The 19,576-nt window shown below is 57.8% G+C and carries 21 protein-coding genes; 13 read left to right on the top strand and 8 right to left on the bottom strand.

Annotation, left to right across the window (positions count from 1 at the left end):
• Positions 1–3 precede the first annotated feature (3 nt).
• The 3 genes from CXK96_RS12945 (at position 4) to cysN (ending at position 3,768) form a co-directional block, all read left to right on the top strand.
• Positions 4–762, top strand: coding sequence for a Nif3-like dinuclear metal center hexameric protein (locus CXK96_RS12945; protein WP_102836864.1), 759 nt, complete (start codon positions 4–6; stop codon positions 760–762).
• Positions 763–939: 177 nt separating this feature from the next.
• Positions 940–1,857 (top strand): sulfate adenylyltransferase subunit CysD, encoded by a 918-nt coding sequence (cysD, locus tag CXK96_RS12940; RefSeq protein ID WP_102836863.1) that lies wholly within the window; start codon positions 940–942, stop codon positions 1,855–1,857.
• Positions 1,858–1,869: 12 nt separating this feature from the next.
• On the top strand, positions 1,870–3,768 hold the full coding sequence (cysN, locus tag CXK96_RS12935) for a sulfate adenylyltransferase subunit CysN (RefSeq protein ID WP_102836862.1): 1,899 nt from the start codon (positions 1,870–1,872) through the stop codon (positions 3,766–3,768).
• 155 nt (positions 3,769–3,923) lie between these two features.
• Here the strand turns inward: cysN and CXK96_RS12930 are convergent, their stop codons facing one another.
• The 6 genes from CXK96_RS12930 to CXK96_RS21105 all read right to left on the bottom strand — a co-directional run bounded on the left by CXK96_RS12930 (position 3,924) and on the right by CXK96_RS21105 (position 8,053).
• Positions 3,924–4,361, bottom strand: a complete 438-nt coding sequence (locus tag CXK96_RS12930) for a YtoQ family protein (RefSeq protein ID WP_102836861.1) — start codon at positions 4,359–4,361, stop codon at positions 3,924–3,926.
• 199 nt (positions 4,362–4,560) lie between these two features.
• Positions 4,561–5,457 (bottom strand): ABC transporter ATP-binding protein, encoded by an 897-nt coding sequence (locus CXK96_RS12925; protein WP_102836860.1) that lies wholly within the window; start codon positions 5,455–5,457, stop codon positions 4,561–4,563.
• Positions 5,454–6,293, bottom strand: coding sequence for a hypothetical protein (locus CXK96_RS12920; RefSeq protein ID WP_102836859.1), 840 nt, complete (start codon positions 6,291–6,293; stop codon positions 5,454–5,456). Before CXK96_RS12920 ends, CXK96_RS12925 begins: the two co-directional genes overlap by 4 nt.
• 2 nt (positions 6,294–6,295) lie before the next feature.
• The gene (locus tag CXK96_RS12915; RefSeq protein ID WP_102836858.1) at positions 6,296–7,105 is read right to left on the bottom strand and encodes an ABC transporter permease; all 810 of its coding nucleotides are present in this window, start codon (positions 7,103–7,105) and stop codon (positions 6,296–6,298) included.
• Between the two features lie 296 nt (positions 7,106–7,401).
• On the bottom strand, positions 7,402–7,848 hold the full coding sequence (locus CXK96_RS12910; protein ID WP_102836857.1) for a hypothetical protein: 447 nt from the start codon (positions 7,846–7,848) through the stop codon (positions 7,402–7,404).
• A gap of 19 nt (positions 7,849–7,867) precedes the next feature.
• A complete protein-coding gene (locus tag CXK96_RS21105; RefSeq protein ID WP_102836856.1) occupies positions 7,868–8,053 on the bottom strand; it encodes a prepilin-type N-terminal cleavage/methylation domain-containing protein in 186 nt (61 codons plus the stop codon).
• A gap of 505 nt (positions 8,054–8,558) precedes the next feature.
• Between CXK96_RS21105 and pilB the strand changes: the two genes are divergently transcribed.
• From pilB to yacG, 5 genes are all read left to right on the top strand, one after another.
• Positions 8,559–10,265, top strand: coding sequence for a type IV-A pilus assembly ATPase PilB (gene pilB / locus CXK96_RS12900; protein ID WP_102836855.1), 1,707 nt, complete (start codon positions 8,559–8,561; stop codon positions 10,263–10,265).
• A gap of 2 nt (positions 10,266–10,267) precedes the next feature.
• Positions 10,268–11,491: a type II secretion system F family protein gene (locus CXK96_RS12895; protein ID WP_102836854.1), complete on the top strand. Its 1,224-nt coding sequence runs from the start codon at positions 10,268–10,270 to the stop codon at positions 11,489–11,491.
• Between the two features lie 4 nt (positions 11,492–11,495).
• Entirely contained in the window at positions 11,496–12,359 is an 864-nt protein-coding gene (locus CXK96_RS12890) for a prepilin peptidase (protein WP_102836853.1), read from the top strand.
• Between the two features lie 355 nt (positions 12,360–12,714).
• A complete protein-coding gene (gene coaE / locus CXK96_RS12885) occupies positions 12,715–13,323 on the top strand; it encodes a dephospho-CoA kinase (RefSeq protein ID WP_102836852.1) in 609 nt (202 codons plus the stop codon).
• Positions 13,320–13,517 carry a DNA gyrase inhibitor YacG gene (yacG, locus tag CXK96_RS12880; protein ID WP_102836851.1) on the top strand — a complete coding sequence of 66 codons (198 nt, stop codon included), beginning with the start codon at positions 13,320–13,322 and terminating at the stop codon, positions 13,515–13,517. The genes coaE and yacG overlap by 4 nt, the downstream gene beginning before the upstream one ends.
• Positions 13,518–13,570: 53 nt before the next feature.
• Here the strand turns inward: yacG and CXK96_RS12875 are convergent, their stop codons facing one another.
• On the bottom strand, positions 13,571–14,263 hold the full coding sequence (locus tag CXK96_RS12875) for an energy-coupling factor ABC transporter permease (protein WP_102836850.1): 693 nt from the start codon (positions 14,261–14,263) through the stop codon (positions 13,571–13,573).
• A 90-nt stretch (positions 14,264–14,353) separates the two neighbouring features.
• On the bottom strand, positions 14,354–15,391 hold the full coding sequence (locus CXK96_RS12870) for an NADP(H)-dependent aldo-keto reductase (RefSeq protein ID WP_102836849.1): 1,038 nt from the start codon (positions 15,389–15,391) through the stop codon (positions 14,354–14,356).
• 398 nt (positions 15,392–15,789) lie between these two features.
• On the opposite strand from CXK96_RS12870, the gene rplM reads away from it, so the two are divergent.
• The 5 genes from rplM (at position 15,790) to CXK96_RS12845 (ending at position 19,502) form a co-directional block, all read left to right on the top strand.
• Positions 15,790–16,218: a 50S ribosomal protein L13 gene (gene rplM / locus CXK96_RS12865; RefSeq protein WP_019342644.1), complete on the top strand. Its 429-nt coding sequence runs from the start codon at positions 15,790–15,792 to the stop codon at positions 16,216–16,218.
• A gap of 14 nt (positions 16,219–16,232) precedes the next feature.
• Positions 16,233–16,625 (top strand): 30S ribosomal protein S9, encoded by a 393-nt coding sequence (rpsI, locus tag CXK96_RS12860; RefSeq protein WP_021209313.1) that lies wholly within the window; start codon positions 16,233–16,235, stop codon positions 16,623–16,625.
• Positions 16,626–16,888: 263 nt separating this feature from the next.
• A complete protein-coding gene (gene petA / locus CXK96_RS12855; RefSeq protein ID WP_045424793.1) occupies positions 16,889–17,482 on the top strand; it encodes a ubiquinol-cytochrome c reductase iron-sulfur subunit in 594 nt (197 codons plus the stop codon).
• A complete protein-coding gene (locus tag CXK96_RS12850) occupies positions 17,482–18,693 on the top strand; it encodes a cytochrome b (protein ID WP_102836848.1) in 1,212 nt (403 codons plus the stop codon). Before petA ends, CXK96_RS12850 begins: the two co-directional genes overlap by 1 nt.
• Entirely contained in the window at positions 18,693–19,502 is an 810-nt protein-coding gene (locus tag CXK96_RS12845; RefSeq protein ID WP_102836847.1) for a cytochrome c1, read from the top strand. The genes CXK96_RS12850 and CXK96_RS12845 overlap by 1 nt, the downstream gene beginning before the upstream one ends.
• Positions 19,503–19,576 lie beyond the last annotated feature (74 nt).

The following is a 19,576-nucleotide window of genomic DNA, read 5'->3' as shown; positions in this document are numbered from 1 at the left end:
TGCATGGCCGTCGCGCTGACCACCCTGGTCGATGAAACCGACCGATTCCTGAACGCGGCAAAGATTCCCGACTATTGTCCCAACGGCCTGCAGGTAGAGGGTCGTCCCCAGGTGCGGCGCATCGTCAGTGGCGTGACCGCCAGCCAGACGCTGCTCGATGCCGCGGTCGAGGCGCATGCCGATGTGGTGCTGGTGCACCATGGCTATTTCTGGAAGAACGAAGACCCACGTGTAGTGGGTATGAAGCAACGCCGTCTGAAAACGCTGCTCAGCAATGACATCAGCCTGCTGGCTTACCATCTGCCGCTCGACGTCCATCCGGAGGTGGGCAACAACGTGCTGCTGGCTCGCCTGCTTGGGTTGACTGTCGAGGGTTCGCTGGAGCCGGATAATCCTCGTTCGGTCGGGCTTGTCGGTTCCCTTGATATGCCCCTCGCGCCTGCCGAGTTCATGCGGCGGATTCAGAGCGCGCTCGGACGTGAGCCGGTGATGGTCGAAGGCGCTGGCTTGATCAGGCGGGTCGCCTGGTGCACCGGTGGCGCACAGGGTTACATCGATCAAGCGGTAACTGCTGGCGTCGATGCGTACCTGACGGGGGAAATTTCAGAGCCGACGGCGCACGTCGCGCGCGAAAATGAGCTGAGCTTTTTTGCCGCCGGCCATCACGCCACTGAGCGTTACGGCGTGCAGGCGTTGGGTGAATATCTGGCGAAGCGGTTTGCCATTGAGCATCTGTTCATCGATTGCCCAAACCCTGCGTGATCGGCGCTCTGGAAGGTTGTGGCGCTGGTTGAAGTGCAACTGAGGCAGGTTTTGCCCGGCATAAAGCTAGAGCATTTAGATCTAAGTGGCGTCCTGATTAGAATCTAATGCCGTGTTAAAGTTGCGCCCTCGTTCCGGCCGTGCCGGCCGTCCCACCTGCAAAATTCGTGAGTAGCCATGGTCGACAAACTGACGCATCTGAAACAGCTGGAGGCGGAAAGCATCCAAATCATCCGTGAGGTGGCCGCCGAGTTCGACAACCCGGTGATGCTCTATTCCATCGGCAAGGATTCGGCCGTGATGCTGCATCTCGCGCGCAAGGCCTTCTTCCCCGGGCGCCTGCCGTTCCCGGTGATGCACGTCGATACCCGCTGGAAATTCCAGGAGATGTACCGCTTCCGCGAGCAGATGGTCAATGAAATGGATCTGGACCTGATCACGCACATCAACCCGGATGGCGTGGCGCAAGACATCAATCCGTTCACTCACGGCAGCGCCAAGCACACCGACATCATGAAGACCGAGGGTCTCAAGCAGGCGCTCGACAAGCATGGTTTCGATGCCGCTTTCGGCGGCGCCCGCCGCGACGAAGAGAAGTCCCGTGCCAAGGAGCGTGTCTACTCCTTCCGTGACAACAAGCACCGTTGGGACCCAAAGAATCAGCGTCCGGAGCTCTGGAACGTCTACAACGGCAACGTGAAGAAGGGCGAGTCCATCCGCGTCTTCCCCCTGTCGAACTGGACGGAGCTGGATATCTGGCAGTACATCTATCTGGAACAGATCCCAATCGTGCCGCTGTACTTCGCTGCAGAACGCGAAGTCATCGAGAAGAACGGCACCCTGATCATGATCGACGACGAGCGCATCCTCGAGCACCTCACCGATGAGGAAAAGGCACGCATCGAGAAACGCATGGTTCGCTTCCGTACCCTCGGCTGCTACCCGCTGACCGGTGCGGTGGAGTCGACTGCATCGAGCCTGCCGGAAATCATCCAGGAAATGCTCCTGACGCGAACTTCCGAACGTCAGGGCCGCGTCATCGACCACGATGGCGCAGGTTCGATGGAAGAAAAGAAACGTCAGGGCTACTTCTAAGGATTCCGCACTATGTCTCATCAGTCTGATTTGATCAGCGAGGACATCCTCGCGTACTTGGCCCAGCACGAGCGCAAAGAGCTGCTGCGCTTCCTGACTTGCGGCAACGTCGACGACGGCAAAAGCACTCTTATCGGGCGCCTGCTGCACGACTCGAAGATGATCTATGAAGATCACCTCGAAGCCATCACCCGTGACTCGAAGAAGTCTGGCACCACCGGCGACGATGTCGACCTGGCGTTGCTGGTCGACGGCTTGCAGGCCGAGCGCGAGCAGGGCATCACCATCGATGTCGCCTACCGTTATTTCTCCACCGCCAAGCGCAAGTTCATCATCGCCGACACCCCCGGTCATGAGCAGTACACGCGCAACATGGCGACCGGCGCCTCCACCTGCGACCTGGCGATCATCCTGGTCGACGCCCGCTACGGCGTGCAGACCCAGACCAAGCGGCACAGCTTCATCACCTCGCTGCTGGGCATCAAGCATATCGTTGTGGCCATCAACAAGATGGACCTGATGGACTTCGACCAATCCGTATTCGAGCGCATCAAGGCCGATTACCTGGCCTTTGCCGAGCGTATCGAGCTCAAGCCGTCGTCGCTGCACTTCGTGCCGATGTCCGCGCTCAAGGGCGACAACGTGGTCAACCGTTCCGAGCGCGCGCCATGGTATGAAGGGCAGCCGCTGATGGAAATTCTCGAAAGCGTCGAGATCGCGGGCGACCGCAATTTCGAAGACTTGCGCTTCCCTGTTCAGTACGTCAATCGTCCCAACCTCAACTTCCGTGGTTTCGCTGGCACGCTGGCCAGCGGCATCGTGCGCAAGGGCGACGAGGTGGTGGTATTGCCGTCCGGTAAGCGCAGCACCGTCAAATCCATCGTCACCTTTGACGGCGAGCTGGAGCAGGCGACCCCGGGCGAAGCCATCACGCTGACGCTTGAAGACGAGATCGATGTGTCGCGCGGCGACATGCTCGTGCACGCCGACAACCAACCGCGCATCACGGACAGCTTCGACGCCATGCTGGTGTGGATGGCCGAAGAGCCCATGCTGCCGGGCAAGAAATACGACATTAAACGTGCCACCAGTTATGTACCGGGCTCGATTGCCAGCATCACTCATCGGGTTGACGTGAACACGCTGGAGCATGGCCCGGCCAGTAGCCTGCAGCTGAATGAGATCGGGCGGGTCAAGGTCAGCCTCGACGCGCCGATCGCGCTGGACGGGTATGCGAGGAACCCCGCTACCGGCTCGTTTATCATCATCGACCGCCTCACCAACGGTACTGTCGGCGCCGGCATGATCATTGCCGACCCGGTCGCCCACGGCTCATTCGGGAACCACGGTGCGCTGGCTCATGTCTCCACCGAAGAGCGTGCAAGCCGTTTCGGTCAGCAGCCGGCAACCGTGCTGTTCACCGGCTTGTCCGGTGCCGGCAAGAGCACCCTGGCCTATGCGGTCGAGCGCAAGCTGTTCGATATGGGCCGCGCCGTGTATGTGCTGGATGGCCAGAACCTGCGCCACGACCTGAACAAAGGTCTCCCGCAGGACCGCGCCGGCCGAACCGAAAACTGGCGCCGCGCCGCGCATGTGGCGCGTCAGTTCAATGAGGCAGGATTGCTAACACTGGCCGCTTTCGTCGCACCCGATGCCGAAGGCCGCGAGCAGGCCAAGGCGCTGATCGGCAGCGACCGGGCTATCACCGTGTATGTTCAGGCTTCTCCGCAGACCTGCCAGCAGCGCGATCCGCAGGGGTTGTATGCGGCAGGTGGTGACAACATCCCAGGCGAATCCTTCCCCTACGATGTGCCGGTAAATGCTGATCTGGTGATCGATACGGAGTCGCTTACGGTCGAGCAGAGCGCCAAGCAGGTGATCGATCTGCTGCGCAAGCGCGGCGCTATCTGATCAATGAAATGAGATGTTGAGCCCTGGGCAGCCAGGGCGTTCAGGCTGATGATCAACCCCGTCCATGTGGCGGGGTTTCTTTTTTGTGAGGCAACCGCATTGCTGGACAGTGAGTCGCGGGTTCGATCTGCGGGAGTTGCGACCCATCCGCGGCTTTACTGCACCACGTGTTTCAAAATCTCCACGACCTGTTCGGTGGTGGTGGCCCAAGCCATGGCTGCCGCATCGACTTCCTTCAGTGGGTGCACGATGACCTCGTCATGCAGCGTGACATAAGGCTTGCCCAGCGCCGCGCAGTAACCGGCATCAAACGCTGCGTTCCACTGCTTGTACTTATCGCCGAAACGCACCACCACGAGGTCCGCTCCCTGGATCAGCGTTTTGGTGCGGATTGCATTGACCTTGGACGACTTGTGGTCGCGCCAGAAGGCATTCGGCTCGTCGCCCAGGCAATCGCCGGCAGCATCGCTGGCTTCGTGATCGGTTACGGCTGAGGTGAATCGCACATCCAGTCCGGCTGCGGCGGCGCCACGCTTGATCTCGTCGCGCCAGTCGGTGTGAATTTCGCCGGACAGGTAAACGGTAAAGCTCATGAATCCTCCTGAGATTTGGGCTGCGCTGCGCTTAGGCAAAGAGGGCTCGATGCTAGCCCGGTAGGCGCCTCAAGGCCAGCCACTGGCAAATGCTCAGCGGATGATCAAGCTTCTGTAGGAGGCGCGCCTCGCGGCGAATGCGGCCTATGCTCGGCGCAACAAGGTGCATCCCGTCAAAAGGCAGTCTGTACGAATACGTCTAGGAGGCCTCGGCGAGAATGCGGAAGAACACAGTCTCTAGCGATACGGCAGGCTTGACGGTCAGCAGGTGGCCGCCGGTGTTGCCCAGCTGCGCGATGGCGGCCGGAAGCTCGCTTTGCGCAAGCTCGCACTCGAACTCGCCGGGGCGAAGCGCGATGCACTCGGGCGTTAGCGACTGATCCGCCTGGTAACGCAGGATAAAACAGTCAGCACGTTCGGCCGCCAGTTCGCGCGGCGAGCGTACGGTGACCAGCTGGCCTTTGTTGATAAAGCCGAAGCGGTCGGCGATTCGTTCCACGTCATGCAGCACGTGAGAAGTGAAGAAGATCGCGCCACCTTGTTTCTTGTACTCATTGAGGATCTCGACCACATCCTTGCGGCCCACCGGGTCAAGGCCGGACAGCGGCTCGTCGAGGATGAGCAGGCGTGGCTCGACAGCCATGGCATGGGCCAGCGCGACCCGCTGTGCGTTGCCTTTGGAGAGCTCGCGCATCCGCCGCTTACCGGTGCCGTCCACGGAGAATCGCTCCAGCCATTGCAAACACCAGGCATCCGCGTCGCTGCGCTTGATGCCATACATCGACAGGCCCATGCGCAGGATTTCCAGCGGGGTGAACTGGTCGTACAGCGCCGGCGCCTCGGGCACATAGGCCATGCCCTGTCGGGCTTCGGCCCGGCGGGCATCAATGCCGTAAAGCGTTACCTGACCCTGATAGTCGTTGATGATGTCCAGCATGATCTTGATCGTGGTGGACTTGCCGGCGCCGTTTGGGCCAACAAAACCGAACACCTCTCCTTCCGACAGGCTGAAGCTGACGTTCCGTACAGCCTGAACCTGCTTACCCTTGGCTCGGTAGGTATGGCTGACACCCTTAAACTCAACGGCTGCGCTCAAGGTTGTTCCTCCAATCCGGCGATTTTCACTTTCTTTAGTTCGATGCGCCCGTCACGCAGCTCATAGCCGAGGCGCAAGGGGTCGGCTGGCAGGCTGTCGATCAGGCGCCGCTCGACCAGCTGCTCAAGTGCTATAAGCGGACCATGTTCTTCTTCATAGCGGCGTTGCGCCTCGCGCAGCTCAATCAGGCCCCGCAGGCGGACGACGCGCTTGTCGAGCATGTCTTGTAGTTTGGGGTCGGCTGCGCTGTCGCGCTGCTGAATCAGGTAATTGTGGGCCAACCGCTCATCGGCAAACTGCTCGGCGCGCAACATCACCGCCATTTTGCGAAAGCCTGCCGCATTCCCGGTTGCACGCTGGGCCGCCAACTCCAGCGCACGGCTGGCCTCGGCAATATCCTTTTTGAAGAACCACTGGTTGAAGCCATAGAAAAACGCCGGCAGTTCGTCCCAGAAGCGGCACTGCATGGCGCGACGCAGCACCTCGGTGCCTTCATGATCCGCGCCACCCCAGGTGAGGAGGCCGTTAGCCAGGTAATAGTTGTCTTCATGACAGGGGTTGAGCTCGGCCACCACTTGCTGGGCACGCACAAGATAGCCGGTATCCGCCTGCCCCCAGTCCACACCGGTGGCTGCCAGGCGCATGGTTTCCAGGTTGGCCGCCAGAAAGCGGTCACCGCCGAACAGCACCAGCAATACCGGCGCGGCGACTACCACCCGACCTTCTACGGCGGGCGCCACAGGCGCAGGCGTGCGAGCGCGCCACTGCGATGCGGCTGAGAATAGGGTGAAACCTAGCAGCGCCAGCAGCAGAGGCCAGTAACGTTGGAGTGGCATGCTCAGGCGAACCGCTTACGTTGCAGCGCCCAGATCGCCAGTGCAAACAAGGCGGCGGCGTAGGCGAGATTACTTAGCAGCAGCCAGGGCCAGTCGGGGGGTAGAAACGCCGGCTGACCGTAGAGCGCCAGCATGCGCAGATCCAGCGCGCCGAGATCTGGCAATAGATAACCGAGCACGCCGAGGCTAGCGCGGTAGCCTTCTGTTTTGCTCACCAGTCCTGCCTGATTGCTCAGCAATTCGATAATGGCGCCATAGGAGCGCGCCACCAGCATAAAGCCGAAGGTGCCGATCAGGACGAAGCTCGGGGTTGAAGCGACCACCGCCAGCAGGGTCGCCAGTGCGCTCAGCACCAGCAGGTCTAGCGCTATAAAAGCGATCACGATCAGATAGGGCTGGCCCATGGCGACTGGCGTGGCCTGGGGGTAGGTACCGCCAATAAGATGTATCAGGCCGATCTGCAACAGGCCCAGCGTCAGCAATACACCCAGCACCAGCGCAAACAGCGCGACAAAACGACCTAGTAGCAGGCGGTGTCGTGCGCGCGGATAGGTCAGTGAGTTGAGGTAATAGCGCTTGTCAAACTCGCGGGACATCAAATCCTGCACCAGCAGTACAATCAGCAGAGGCAGCAGCAGGCGAATGGTCGACAAGCCCACATCCAGCGCAACTGTAGCCGGTTGGCGGCCGCCGAAATAAGCAGACAGCAGCGTGGTCAATGCTACAACCAGCACTATGCCGGCGATTATCCAGGAGATTCTCGCCTTAGAGATCAGGCGCAATGCAGTAAAAAAATCAGGAAGAATTTGCATTGTTTAGGTAGAGTGCCGGTGGTGTTAAAAATTGACCGTTGCTTACAGATCGAAAATAGCACAGAGGTGGAATTCATCGCGATAGGTCTGAGCTACTGCGAGCAGTTGCATGCGCTGAAGGCCGGTTTGATCTAGTCCGCTCGCGGTTGTGTTAGTCATACCACTGACAATCCGAAGTAACCAGATAGGAGAGAGGCGTAGCGTTAAAACACAGTTAGCTAATTGGCTCTCCTTTACTAATAAATCGGTGAAAAAAAAGGAGAGCTGCGCTCTCCTCTCATGTAATGCTAACGGTTTTATTGAAGAGCCTTAGCAACATTCTCGGCCACGGTTGTACTGCAAGCGCCAGTCCCAGGATATTGGGTATTAACGGTGCCATAATTGGTAGTGGACGAGGGGACGGCGGCGCCTTGTACCGGAACCGACTTGCAGTCTTTATCCGCCTCTCCGACTGTGCACGAAACGGTCTTTTCAACATCCGCGCCAGTAGCGTCTTGCTCGGTAATGGTCTTTTGGCCCACTGAGCGCGACTTCAACATGCCGGCGGTATGGCAAGCAGCAAGGGCGACCCTGGTGGCTGTACAGTCCACTCCTGCAACGACGCCGGCGGTCAAGTTTATTTTTACATCTTCATTCAAGTTGGTGCATTGCAGCACTGTTACCGTCCCGGAGGACGAGAGCGGCACTGCAGAAGCCAAGCCGGAGAACGTTAGAGCTGCCAAAGCGAGAGAGATTTTTTTCATAATATGCGGTCCTTAGTCTTCACTTCAGAGATGCAATAATAGAAGTAGTTCCGTTCTTGACATCTGCTACTGCGGACGTGTCGTTTGCGCGTTGGCGATACTCGTTGAACTGTGGAATCGCAATGGCAGCCAAAATGCCGATGATCGCGATCACGATCATCAGCTCGATCAGCGTAAAACCTTTTTGTTTCTTAGTGGACTTCATTGAAAAGCTCCTTGTTAGTGAGGTCGTTGGACCTAGTGAGATAGGAGCAGCTTCTGTGCCAATCGGGGCGGGGTGGTTACGTGAAGCGCTGCAGCTGTGCGGTGTATCACTTTCCGCGGCTGAGTTGGCGTAATGTGTGGGGGCGGTTTCTAACCAGCTTGCAGCTAGCTTTCGCTGCGGGGCGCACCTTCTACAGGGGGAGGCTAGCTTTGTCTGAGGCCCCGCTGCGCTTGGGTCTTTGCCACTTGGGCGCAATAGCGTCGGTCGAATGCCTTCGCTTGTATAAGAGATGCTCGGCATTGTATCGGGGCGGGGCGCGCCTCCAGCAGTTGGTGCCGCGGAGAAGTCAGTTGATCTAGTGGTTGTTGGCGGGGTAGCTTGGTTAGACAGCAACCTCCACGGTCAACAAGTGACAAAATTTGCCACCTCTGTTTCGCGCGTTTGGCAGGCCTTTGGAACTGCGTTATAAGGGCGCGACATTTCCCCGGCCTTTATAGGCAGTTCAATGAACGAAAACACTCCCCTCGGTGGTTTGGCTCGCCAGTTGGTTCTGGTCGGCCAGCTTGATGAAAAGATTGCGCTGCAGGCGCAGCAGCAAGCCCAGCGCAGCCAGGTGCCGCTGGTTTCCTGGCTGGTTCAGAACAAGCTGGTAAAAAGCCGAGCGTTGGCAGAATTCGCGGGTGAGCAGTTCGGGGTGCCGTACTTTGACCTGAGTGCACTGGATAAAGAAACGCAACCTCAGGACCTTGTCAGCGAAAAGCTGGTCCGGCAGCACCGTGTGCTTCCGTTGCGGCGGCGCGGCAACAAGCTGTATGTGGCCGTATCCGACCCGACCAATCACCAGGCCATTAGCGACATCCAGTTCAATACCGGGCTCTCCGTCGAGTCAGTGTTGGTGGAGGACGACAAGCTCGGCGAGGCCATCGAGAAGCTGTTTGAGTCGGTAAATAGCGCATTGGACGGGCTGACCGATTCCGATCTCGACGATCTGGATATTGAGATGGGTGGCGGTGCAGCCCCAAAGGAAGACGTCGAGCACAACGAGGCGGACGATGCGCCGGTCGTGCGCTTCGTCAACAAGATGCTGCTGGACGCAATCAAGCGTGGCTCATCGGACCTGCACTTCGAGCCCTACGAAAAGTCTTATCGCGTCCGCTTCCGTACCGATGGTGTCCTGCATGAAGTCGCGAGGCCACCAGTGCAGTTGGTCAGTCGGATTTCTGCACGGCTCAAAGTGATGGCGGCGCTGGATATTGCCGAACGACGCAAGCCGCAGGACGGCCGAATCAAGATGAAGGTCTCCAAGACCAAGTCCATCGATTTCCGCGTCAACAGCCTGCCCACGCTGTGGGGCGAAAAGATCGTGATGCGTATCCTCGACTCCTCCAGTGCCAAGATGGGGATCGATGCGCTGGGTTATGAGGAAGAACAGAAAGCGCTGTACATGGCCGCGCTAAAGCAGCCGCAAGGAATGATCTTGGTCACTGGGCCTACCGGCTCGGGTAAGACCGTTTCCCTGTACACCGGGCTGAACATTCTTAATACGGTGGACGTGAACATCTCCACCGCGGAAGACCCGGTGGAGATAAACCTTGAGGGCATTAACCAGGTCAACGTCAATCCGCGCCAAGGCATGGATTTCGCCCAGGCGCTGCGCGCTTTTTTGCGTCAGGACCCGGACATCATCATGGTGGGGGAAATTCGGGACCTTGAAACGGCGGAGATTGCGGTAAAAGCCGCCCAAACCGGCCATATGGTCATGTCTACCCTTCACACCAACAGTGCTGCGGAGACGCTCACCCGTCTGCGTAACATGGGCGTACCGGCCTTTAACATCGCGACATCCGTCAACCTGATCATCGCCCAGCGGCTCGCTCGTAAGCTTTGTTCTAGTTGTAAGAAAGAAGTCGAGGTGCCACGCGAGGCGCTTTTAAAGGAAGGGATACCAGAAGACAGGATCGGCACCTTTCAGCTCTATGGTCCGGTAGGTTGCGATAATTGCAACGGCGGCTACAAAGGCCGTGTCGGTATTTATGAAGTGGTTAAAATCACGCCTGCCCTGCAGCGGCTTATCATGGAGGAAGGTAATTCCATCGATATCGCCCTCCAGGCGCGCAAGGATGGATTCAATGATTTGCGCATTTCCGGTCTGGTCAAAGCCATGAATGGCATTACCAGCCTGGAAGAAGTCAACCGCGTGACCAAGGATTAACCATGGCGCAGCAGAAAGCGTTGAAAACCAGTGTGTTTAGCTGGGAAGGAACCGACCGCAAGGGCAGCAGGATCAAGGGTGAGCTCTCGGGTCAAAGCCAGGCGCTGATCAAGGCGCAACTCCGCAAGCAAGGCATTAATCCGCTCAAGGTGCGCAAGAAAGCCGTCTCGCTGTTTGGCGCAGGCAAGAAGATCAAGCCGATGGACATCGCGCTCTTCACGCGACAGATGGCCACGATGATGAAGGCGGGTGTGCCGCTGTTGCAGTCCTTCGACATCATCGGCGAGGGCTTCGACAACCCCAACATGCGCAAGTTGGTCGACGAGGTGAAGCAGGAGGTAGCAGCGGGCAACAGCTTTGCCGGTTCGCTGCGCAAGAAGCCGCAGTATTTCGATGATCTCTACTGCAATCTGGTCGAGTCCGGTGAGCAATCGGGTGCGCTTGAAACCCTGCTGGACCGCGTGGCGACCTATAAGGAAAAGACTGAGCAGCTCAAGGCTAAAATCAAAAAGGCGATGACTTACCCGATTGCGGTCATCGTGGTGGCGATCATCGTATCGGCCGTACTTTTGATAAAAGTGGTTCCGCAGTTCGAGAGTGTGTTCCAAGGGTTCGGCGCCGAACTGCCGGCGTTCACGATGATGGTGGTCGGGCTATCCCGATGGCTGCAGGAGTGGTGGTATTTGGTTGGGGGCGGTTTCTTTGCCGCAGCTTTTCTGTTCAAGCACGCCTACAAACGATCGGAGAAGTTCCGCGATTCGCTCGACCGTGGCCTTTTGAAAATGCCGATTGTCGGCGACATCATGTACAAGGCTGTGGTGGCCCGCTATGCCCGTACGCTCGCGACTACCTTCGCTGCAGGGGTGCCGCTGGTGGACGCGTTGGACTCGGTTGCCGGCGCGACAGGCAACGTGGTCTTCCGTAACGCTGTAAACAAAATTCGCAACGATGTTTCGTCCGGTGTGCAGCTCAACTTTTCCATGCGTACGACCGGAGTGTTCCCGTCGATGGCAATCCAGATGACGGCCATTGGGGAGGAGTCCGGCTCGCTGGATGAGATGCTGGACAAGGTTGCTGGCTTTTACGAAGACGAAGTCGACAATATGGTCGATAACCTAACGACCTTGATGGAGCCGATGATTATGGTGGTTCTGGGTACGCTCGTGGGTGGCCTGATCGTTGCCATGTATCTGCCGATCTTCCAGTTGGGTAGCGTGGTCGGATAAATCCATGATTTTTGACATTTTGGCCAGCAATACGCTGGCCTTTGTTTTATGCGTACTGGTGCTCGGCCTGCTGGTGGGCAGTTTTCTCAACGTGGTGATCCATCGCCTGCCGATCATGATGCAGAGGGACTGGCGTGCTCAGGCGCGTGAGTTTCTCGAGTTGCCAGCCGAGCCCGCGTCTACCTTCAACCTCGTTCTTCCCAACTCTCACTGTCCGCAGTGCGATCATGAAATACGCCCGTGGGAGAACATTCCCTTGGTCAGCTGGCTAGCGCTGCGTGGCAAATGCTCGTCGTGCCGTGCGCCGATCAGCCGTCGCTACCCGTTGGTCGAGCTGCTCTGTGGGCTCCTGTCCGCCTATGTGGCCTGGCATTTCGGCTTCTCGTGGCAAGCTGGCGCAATGCTGGTGCTGACCTGGGGCCTGCTGGCGATGAGCATGATCGATGTCGATCATCAGTTGCTGCCTGACTCCCTTGTGCTGCCGTTGCTTTGGCTGGGCTTGATCGTCAACTATTTCGGGTTGTTTGCGCCGCTGCCCGATGCTATGTGGGGTACAGTTGCTGGGTATCTAAGTCTCTGGTCGGTGTACTGGCTGTTTAAGCTCGTGACCGGCAAGGAGGGCATGGGCTATGGCGACTTCAAGCTGCTGGCGATGCTGGGGGCTTGGGGGGGGTGGCAAATTTTGCCGCTGACCATTCTTCTCTCGTCGGTCGTGGGTGCGGTCCTGGGAACTATCATGCTGCGCATGCAAAAGGCGGACAGCGGCACGACCATTCCATTCGGCCCGTACCTCGCGATTGCGGGATGGGTCGCGCTGCTCTGGGGTGATGAGATCACGTCGGCCTATCTTCAATTCGCCAGGTTCTAACGGCCTGGGCATTAGGGGTTGATCATCGTTTCCCCGTCCCACTATTTGGCCACTCCGTGGCAGTGGTGGGGCGATCGCGGGCTCCATTGACTGAGCAGCAGCTCGTTGCTGCTTGCAGTTGTCGCACAGCTTCTGGTGACCGGGAATTTTGAGTCCCTGCGCTCGGGTGTCCATCATCCCTTCAAGGTTCTACAGGCTGCGATGTGCTGTGTTGATGGGCATACCACCCTCTGTGAAAGCTGGCTTCCTCAGTTCTAGAAAGGTCGAGCGATTCTGTTGGGATCGCCCTTGCGCTTGCATCCTTGCATTTCAAACGTTACTACTGCGCGTCGTTTAATCCTCGGGACGTTTTTTGATGAAGCCTTGGGTGCTTGGTTTGACGGGTGGTATCGGCAGCGGCAAGAGCGCAGTGGTGGAAGCATTCGGCCGCCTCGGTGTGCACTGGGTCGATGCCGATCATGCTGCGCGCTGGGTTGTCGAGCCGGGCCGGCCGGCTCTGGGGCTGATTGTTGATCGTTTCGGCGACGGTGTTCTTGCGTCCGACGGGGGGCTGGATAGGGCGGCACTGCGCGAGTTGGTGTTTCGAGAGCCTGAACAGCGCAAATGGCTTGAGCAACTGTTGCACCCGCTGATACGCCGGGAAGTCGCTGAGCACCTCTCTCGGGCGACCTCGCCGTACGCGATCATGGTATCGCCCCTATTGGTGGAGTCCGGTCAACACCAGCAAGTTGCGCGCGTGTTGGTGGTCGATGTGCCGGAGGCGCTGCAGCTGGAGCGCGCCATCCAGCGTGACCAATCCAGCGAAGCGCAGATCCGCGCCATTCTCAACGCACAAATCAGCCGCGAAGAACGTTTGCGTCATGCTGATGATGTGCTGGTCAATGATCGGGATCGGGCTTGGCTGGAAAGCGAGGTCAAACGGCTACATGATTTTTATCTGACGCTACGAGGAGGTCAGGAATGAGTACTACGGTTGTTGAATGCCCCACGTGCGGCGCGCCGGTCGAATGGAGTGTGAAAAGTCCGAATCGTCCTTTCTGTTCGGAGCGGTGCAAACTGATCGACTTAGGTGCCTGGGCGTCGGAAGAGCATGCGATCCCGGGTAATGAGCTTGAGGATGATCTGTTCTCTGACGATATGCCGCCGCGCCAGCACTGAGGGCGCGTTCGCGTCCCGGCTTGGTTGTGCGGCTGGCTAGCGCTACGGCTTACTCACATATAATCGTTGCTGTCGTCTTTCCATGGAGCTTGCAGGTAGCGACTGCGGTTGAATGTTTCCATCCAGTCCGGATAGAACACCACTAGCGCACTGACGACCGCGCCGTTGATAAAAGCCTCGGGAAACATCACCAGCCAGATGTACCCAGCGAAGTCGTCCAGCCAGGGCGGCATTGGATAGAGGCCGTCGATCAGCAAGATTCCGAGCCCTGCCAGGATGCAGAGCAGGGTCGCGAGGCCGGCCGCAAAAAAACCTGAAAAGAATATATAGACGAATAGGTTGCGAGGCTGGGTGCGCTCCACGGCGATGGCGCAAGCTTCGGTGACCGTCACCGGTATCAATACCAGCAGCACGCCATTCAGGCCGAGAGCAACCAATTGCTGGTGGCCTGTGACCGTCAATCCAAGCTGGGCGACAAAGGCAGCGAGAATCGCCAGGGGCCAGTCGAGCAGTAGCGTGACCGCAGTCAGTCCAATGAAGTGGAAAGACAAACCCGAATCGAAGTCTCGGCGGACCAACCAAAGCAGAAAGATCGCCAGGACCGCACCGAACAGCAGGTGCTGGCGCCGCGTATCGCTGAACAGCTCGACCCAGGGTGCACGCATGCAGGCCCATATCAGTCCGGCGGCATAGAGCAGCCACCCCAGCACAAGGCTGGTCGGGGCAAGCAATTCGGCAGCGATCATCTATGCGCTCCTTGCGCCAAGAGTTATGACTGGTGGCGACGGCAAGGCTTGCACAGTGTCACCATTGCCGCGTGATTGGTCCATGATTCCTCAGGGGGCGGGATTGGGTTGCGCGGTGTGAATGGCTTCTATGGATTCGAGTACTTCGGCTGACAAGCGCAATTCAGAACTGGCGAGATTGCTTTCGAGTTGCTCAATTGAAGTTGCACCGATGATGTTGCTGGTTACGAAAGGCTGTTGAGTTACATAGGCCAGGGCCATTTGTGCAGGGTTCAGTCCGTGCTCCCTGGCAAGCGCCACATACCGCGAGCATGCCGCCTGCGACTCCGGCTTGGCGTAGCGTGCGAAGCGACTGAATAGGGTCAGTCGTGCTCCGGCTGGTCGTGCACCCTGCTCGTATTTGCCGCTGAGCATGCCGAAGGCCAGTGGCGAGTAAGCGAGGAGACCGCATTGCTCGCGCATGGCTATTTCGGCGAGGCCGACTTCAAAGGTCCGGTTAAGTAAGTTGTATGGGTTCTGGATCGAAACGGCGCGGGGCCAACCTCGGGATTCGGCGAGTTGCAGAAACTTCATGGTGCCCCATGGCGTTTCGTTCGACAGGCCGATATTGCGGATCTTGCCGGCTTTCACTTGCTGGTCGAGCACTTCTAGGGTTTCTTCGATTGGGGTGAAGTCTTGGTCCTGATGGTGGTAGCCCAGCTGACCAAAGAAATTGGTGCTGCGCTCTGGCCAATGCAGCTGATAGAGGTCGATCCAGTCCGTCTGCAGGCGCTGCAAGCTGGCGTCAAGTGCCGCAACGATGTGCTGCCGGTTCATTTTCAACTTGCCATCGCGGATGTGGCTGATGCCGTTGCCGGGGCCGGCGATCTTGCTGGCCAGGATCCAGTCGGCGCGATTACCGCGTGCCTTGAAGTAATTGCCTATGTAGCGCTCCGTGGTGGCATAGGTCTCAGGCTTAGGTGGCACCGGATACATTTCGGCGGTGTCGACGAAATTGATGCCTGCAGCTTTCGCGCAGTCCATTTGGGCGAAAGCTTCACTTTCATCATTCTGCTCGCCCCAGGTCATGGTGCCCAGGCAGAGCGCCGTGACATCAAGATCAGTACGGCCTAGTTGGCGCTTTTCCATGCAGTGTCCTTGCGTTTGAATAGATATCGGTTTGGGATGGTAACGCTGGCGATAAGTTTCCTGTTTCGCAGTGGTGCGGGGCTACCCGTCGCCGTAGGCGGCTACTGGCAGCGGCTCAATGATTTCGCCCCGACACGCCGTTTGCTCAGAACGGCGAGAAGCTGCTTGCTATTTGCCTGGTAATCCGGATAATTCCGCAGCCTGTCGCCGGGGATGCCTAGCCCGTTGACGCAAAAACAAGGTAGGGGATGCCAAGCCTACCGAACACTGCCGTAGCGGACGCGCTGACCCGAGCCCCCGATAGCGTCTGTTTCCGGCTGTCCTGGTCTTGCCAGGGCGAGCACCATTCAGTAAGATTCGCCGTCTTATTTTCAGGGCGGCCCCTGAGGCTATAACGAATGAAGACTTTTACTGCTAAACCGGAAACCGTCAAGCGCGACTGGTTCGTCGTCGACGCTGCCGGCCAGACCCTGGGTCGTCTGGCAACCGAAATCGCTAGCCGCCTGCGTGGCAAGCACAAGGCGGAATATACCCCTCACGTCGATACCGGTGATTACATCGTCGTTATCAATGCCGAGCAAGTGCGTGTTACCGGTGCGAAAACCACCGACAAGATGTACTACTCTCACTCCGGTTTCCCGGGTGGCATCAAGTCGATCAACTTCGAGAAGCTGATCGCCAAGGCGCCAGAGCGTGTGATCGAGACCGCGGTCAAGGGCATGCTGCCTAAGAACCCGCTGGGTCGCGACATGTACCGTAAGCTGAAGGTGTATAAGGGTGCTAATCATCCGCATACCGCTCAGCAGCCCCAAGAACTGAAGATTTAACGGAATAGTTCATTATGTCGGCGACTCAAAACTACGGCACTGGCCGTCGTAAGACTGCAACCGCACGCGTATTCCTGCGTCCGGGTACTGGCAAAATCTCCATCAACAACCGTGAGCTGGACAACTTCTTCGGGCGTGAAACCGCTCGCATGGTCGTTCGTCAGCCTCTGGAACTGACCGAGACTGTCGAAAAGTTCGACATCTACGTAACCGTTCTGGGTGGTGGTGTGAGTGGTCAGGCCGGTGCGATCCGTCACGGTATCACTCGTGCCCTGATGGAATACGACGAGACTCTGCGTCCTGCTCTGCGTAAGGCTGGCTTCGTGACTCGCGATGCTCGCGAAGTTGAACGTAAGAAGGTCGGTCTGCGTAAGGCTCGTAAGCGTCCGCAGTACTCGAAGCGCTAATTCAGGCTTCTCAAAAGAACGCCCAGCTTCTCACGGAGCTGGGCGTTTTTTTATGGCTGCCGTTTCGCGGCTGCGACAGCTTGTCACGCGTCAGGCCCCGATTTTCGGGGGTTCGCGCAGGGTTGTATCCTGTTATTACCTTGTCATCAGAGGGGGTTTTCTTTACCATTTGGCGAATTTTTTCGCGGCCTCGTTTTACGGTTGACGCACGTAGTAGACGCCTGCTTTCGGTAGGCCATAAGAAACTGATGGGAGACGACTGAATGAGCAATGACGGCGTGAATGCTGGCCGGCGTCGCTTCCTCGTAGCCGCTACTTCGGTAGTAGGTGCTGCAGGAGCGGTGGGTGCCGCGGTCCCGTTCGTGGGATCGTGGTTCCCAAGTGCCAAGGCCAAAGCAGCCGGTGCACCGGTTAGGGTAAATATCAGCAAGATCGAGCCAGGCCAGCAAATGGTGGCGGAGTGGCGCGGTCAGCCGGTGTTTATCGTTCGTCGTACCGATGAGGCGCTGGCGAACCTGGACAAGCTCACCGATACGGTAGCCGATCCCAAGTCTGAGGCCTCGGTGCAGCCTGCCTATGTGGATCCGCAGGTTCGCTCGATCAAGCCGGAAGTTCTGATTGTCGTCGGGCTCTGTACGCACCTTGGTTGTGCTCCATCGTTCCGTCCGGAAGTGGCGGCGGCTGACCTCGGAGCTGATTGGCTTGGTGGCTATTTCTGTCCGTGCCATGGTTCGAAATACGATATGGCTGGCCGTGTCTACAAGGGTCAACCTGCGCCATTGAATCTGCCGGTTCCCCCACACACCTACGAAACTGACTCTGTGGTCATTATCGGCGTGGATCAGGAGAGCGCGTGATGAGCAAATTCATGGAATGGGTCGATGCGCGCTTCCCCGCGACCAAGATGTGGGAAGACCATCTAAGCAAGTACTATGCGCCTAAGAACTTCAATGTTCTGTATTTCTTCGGCTCCCTCGCCTTGTTGGTTCTGGTGAATCAGATCCTGACCGGCGTTTGGTTGACGATGAGCTTCGAGCCGTCTGCAGAGGGTGCATTCGCCTCAGTCGAATACATCATGCGAGACGTCGAATACGGCTGGATCATTCGCTACCTGCATTCCACGGGGGCATCGGCATTCTTCGTCGTGGTCTACCTGCACATGTTCCGAGGGATCCTGTACGGCTCCTACCAGAAGCCGCGCGAGCTGGTCTGGATCTTCGGCATGATGATCTATCTGGCGTTGATGGCTGAGGCCTTCATGGGCTATCTGCTGCCCTGGGGACAGATGTCCTACTGGGGCGCCCAGGTGATCATCTCGCTGTTCGGTGCCATACCTGTCATCGGCGATGATCTGACTCAGTGGATTCGCGGTGATTACCTGATCTCCGGCATCACCCTGAATCGCTTCTTTGCGCTGCATGTCATCGCACTGCCGATCGTGATCCTCGGGCTGGTCGTGCTGCACATCCTCGCGCTGCATGAGGTGGGGTCGAACAACCCGATGGGTGTCGACATCAAGAAGAGCAAGAACGAAGCTGGCGTGCCGCTCGATGGCATTCCGTTCCATCCGTACTACACGGTTAAAGATATCGTGGGTGTGGTGGTGTTCCTCTTCGTGTTCTGCGCCATCGTGTTCTTCTTCCCGGAAATGGGCGGCTATTTCCTCGAGAAGCCAAACTTCGAAGTGGCGAACGCCTTTAAGACGCCTGCTCACATCGCTCCGGTTTGGTACTTCACTCCGTTCTACGCAATTCTACGTGCCGTACCGGACAAGCTACTTGGCGTGATTGCCATGGGCGCCTCGATTGCCGTGCTTTTTGTGTTGCCATGGCTTGATCGCAGTCCAGTTAAGTCCATGAAGTACAAGGGCTGGATGAGCAAGATCGCGCTGCTGGCGTTCTGCATCTCCTTCATCATTCTCGGTGTGCTTGGCGTACTGGCTCCGACTCCTGAGCGCACGCTTCTCGCGCGGATCTGTACTGCTATCTACTTCGGCTACTTCATCCTGATGCCGTTCTATACCAAGCTCGAGAAGACCAAAGTGGTTCCGCAAAGGGTGGCTGGCTGATGAAAAAGCAATTTGCTGCATTGATTCTTGCTCTCGTGCCGGCATTTGGTTTCGCCGCTGGTACTGATGTTCATCTTGATCCGGTCGATATTGACCTAACCGACAAGGTGGCCCTGCAGGACGGTCTACAGACCTTTACCAATTACTGCATGGGCTGCCACAGCGCGAAGTACCAGCGCTATGAGCGTGTTGCGACAGATCTAGGTATCCCCGAAGAGATCATGCTCGACAACATAGTTTTCACTGGTGCCAAAATCGGCGACCACATGAAGATCGGCATGACTCCTGATGAAGCCAAGACCTGGTTCGGCGCTGCTCCGCCGGATCTGACGCTGGTGGCGCGGGTGCGGGGTAACGACTGGCTGTACACCTACCTGCGCAGTTTCTACGAAGATCCTACGCGCCCCTATGGCGTCAACAACACGGTATTCCCGAACGTGGGCATGCCTCACGTGTTGGCTCCGTTGCAGGGGCGCCAGGTTCTGCCAAGCAAACTGCCTGAAGGCGAGTCAGTAGCATGCAAGCAGGTTCAGATTGTCGAAGATGGCCGTAAGCAGTTCGACCCGCTGACCGGTACTCCGATCACACACGAAGACTGCCATGCGATGACGGTTGTGCCTGGTACTGGTGAGCTGACTGAGGCCGAATACGACGAGAAGATCAAGAATCTGGTGGCCTTTCTGGCCTACTCGGCTAACCCGGTCAAGTTGGAGAGCCAGCGCATCGGTACCTATGTACTGCTGTTCCTGGCGTTCTTCTTCGTGTTTGCTTATCTACTCAAGCGGGAATACTGGAAAGACATCCACTGATTCCTTGCTTGTTAGCTGTACCCCGCGCGCGCCCTTATGGGCGCGCGTTTTTTTCTGCCATGGCATATTTTTAA

Source organism: Stutzerimonas stutzeri, assembly GCF_002890895.1.
Lineage (GTDB): Bacteria > Pseudomonadota > Gammaproteobacteria > Pseudomonadales > Pseudomonadaceae > Stutzerimonas > Stutzerimonas stutzeri_AB.
This window is presented reverse-complemented; position numbering and strand designations above follow the sequence as displayed.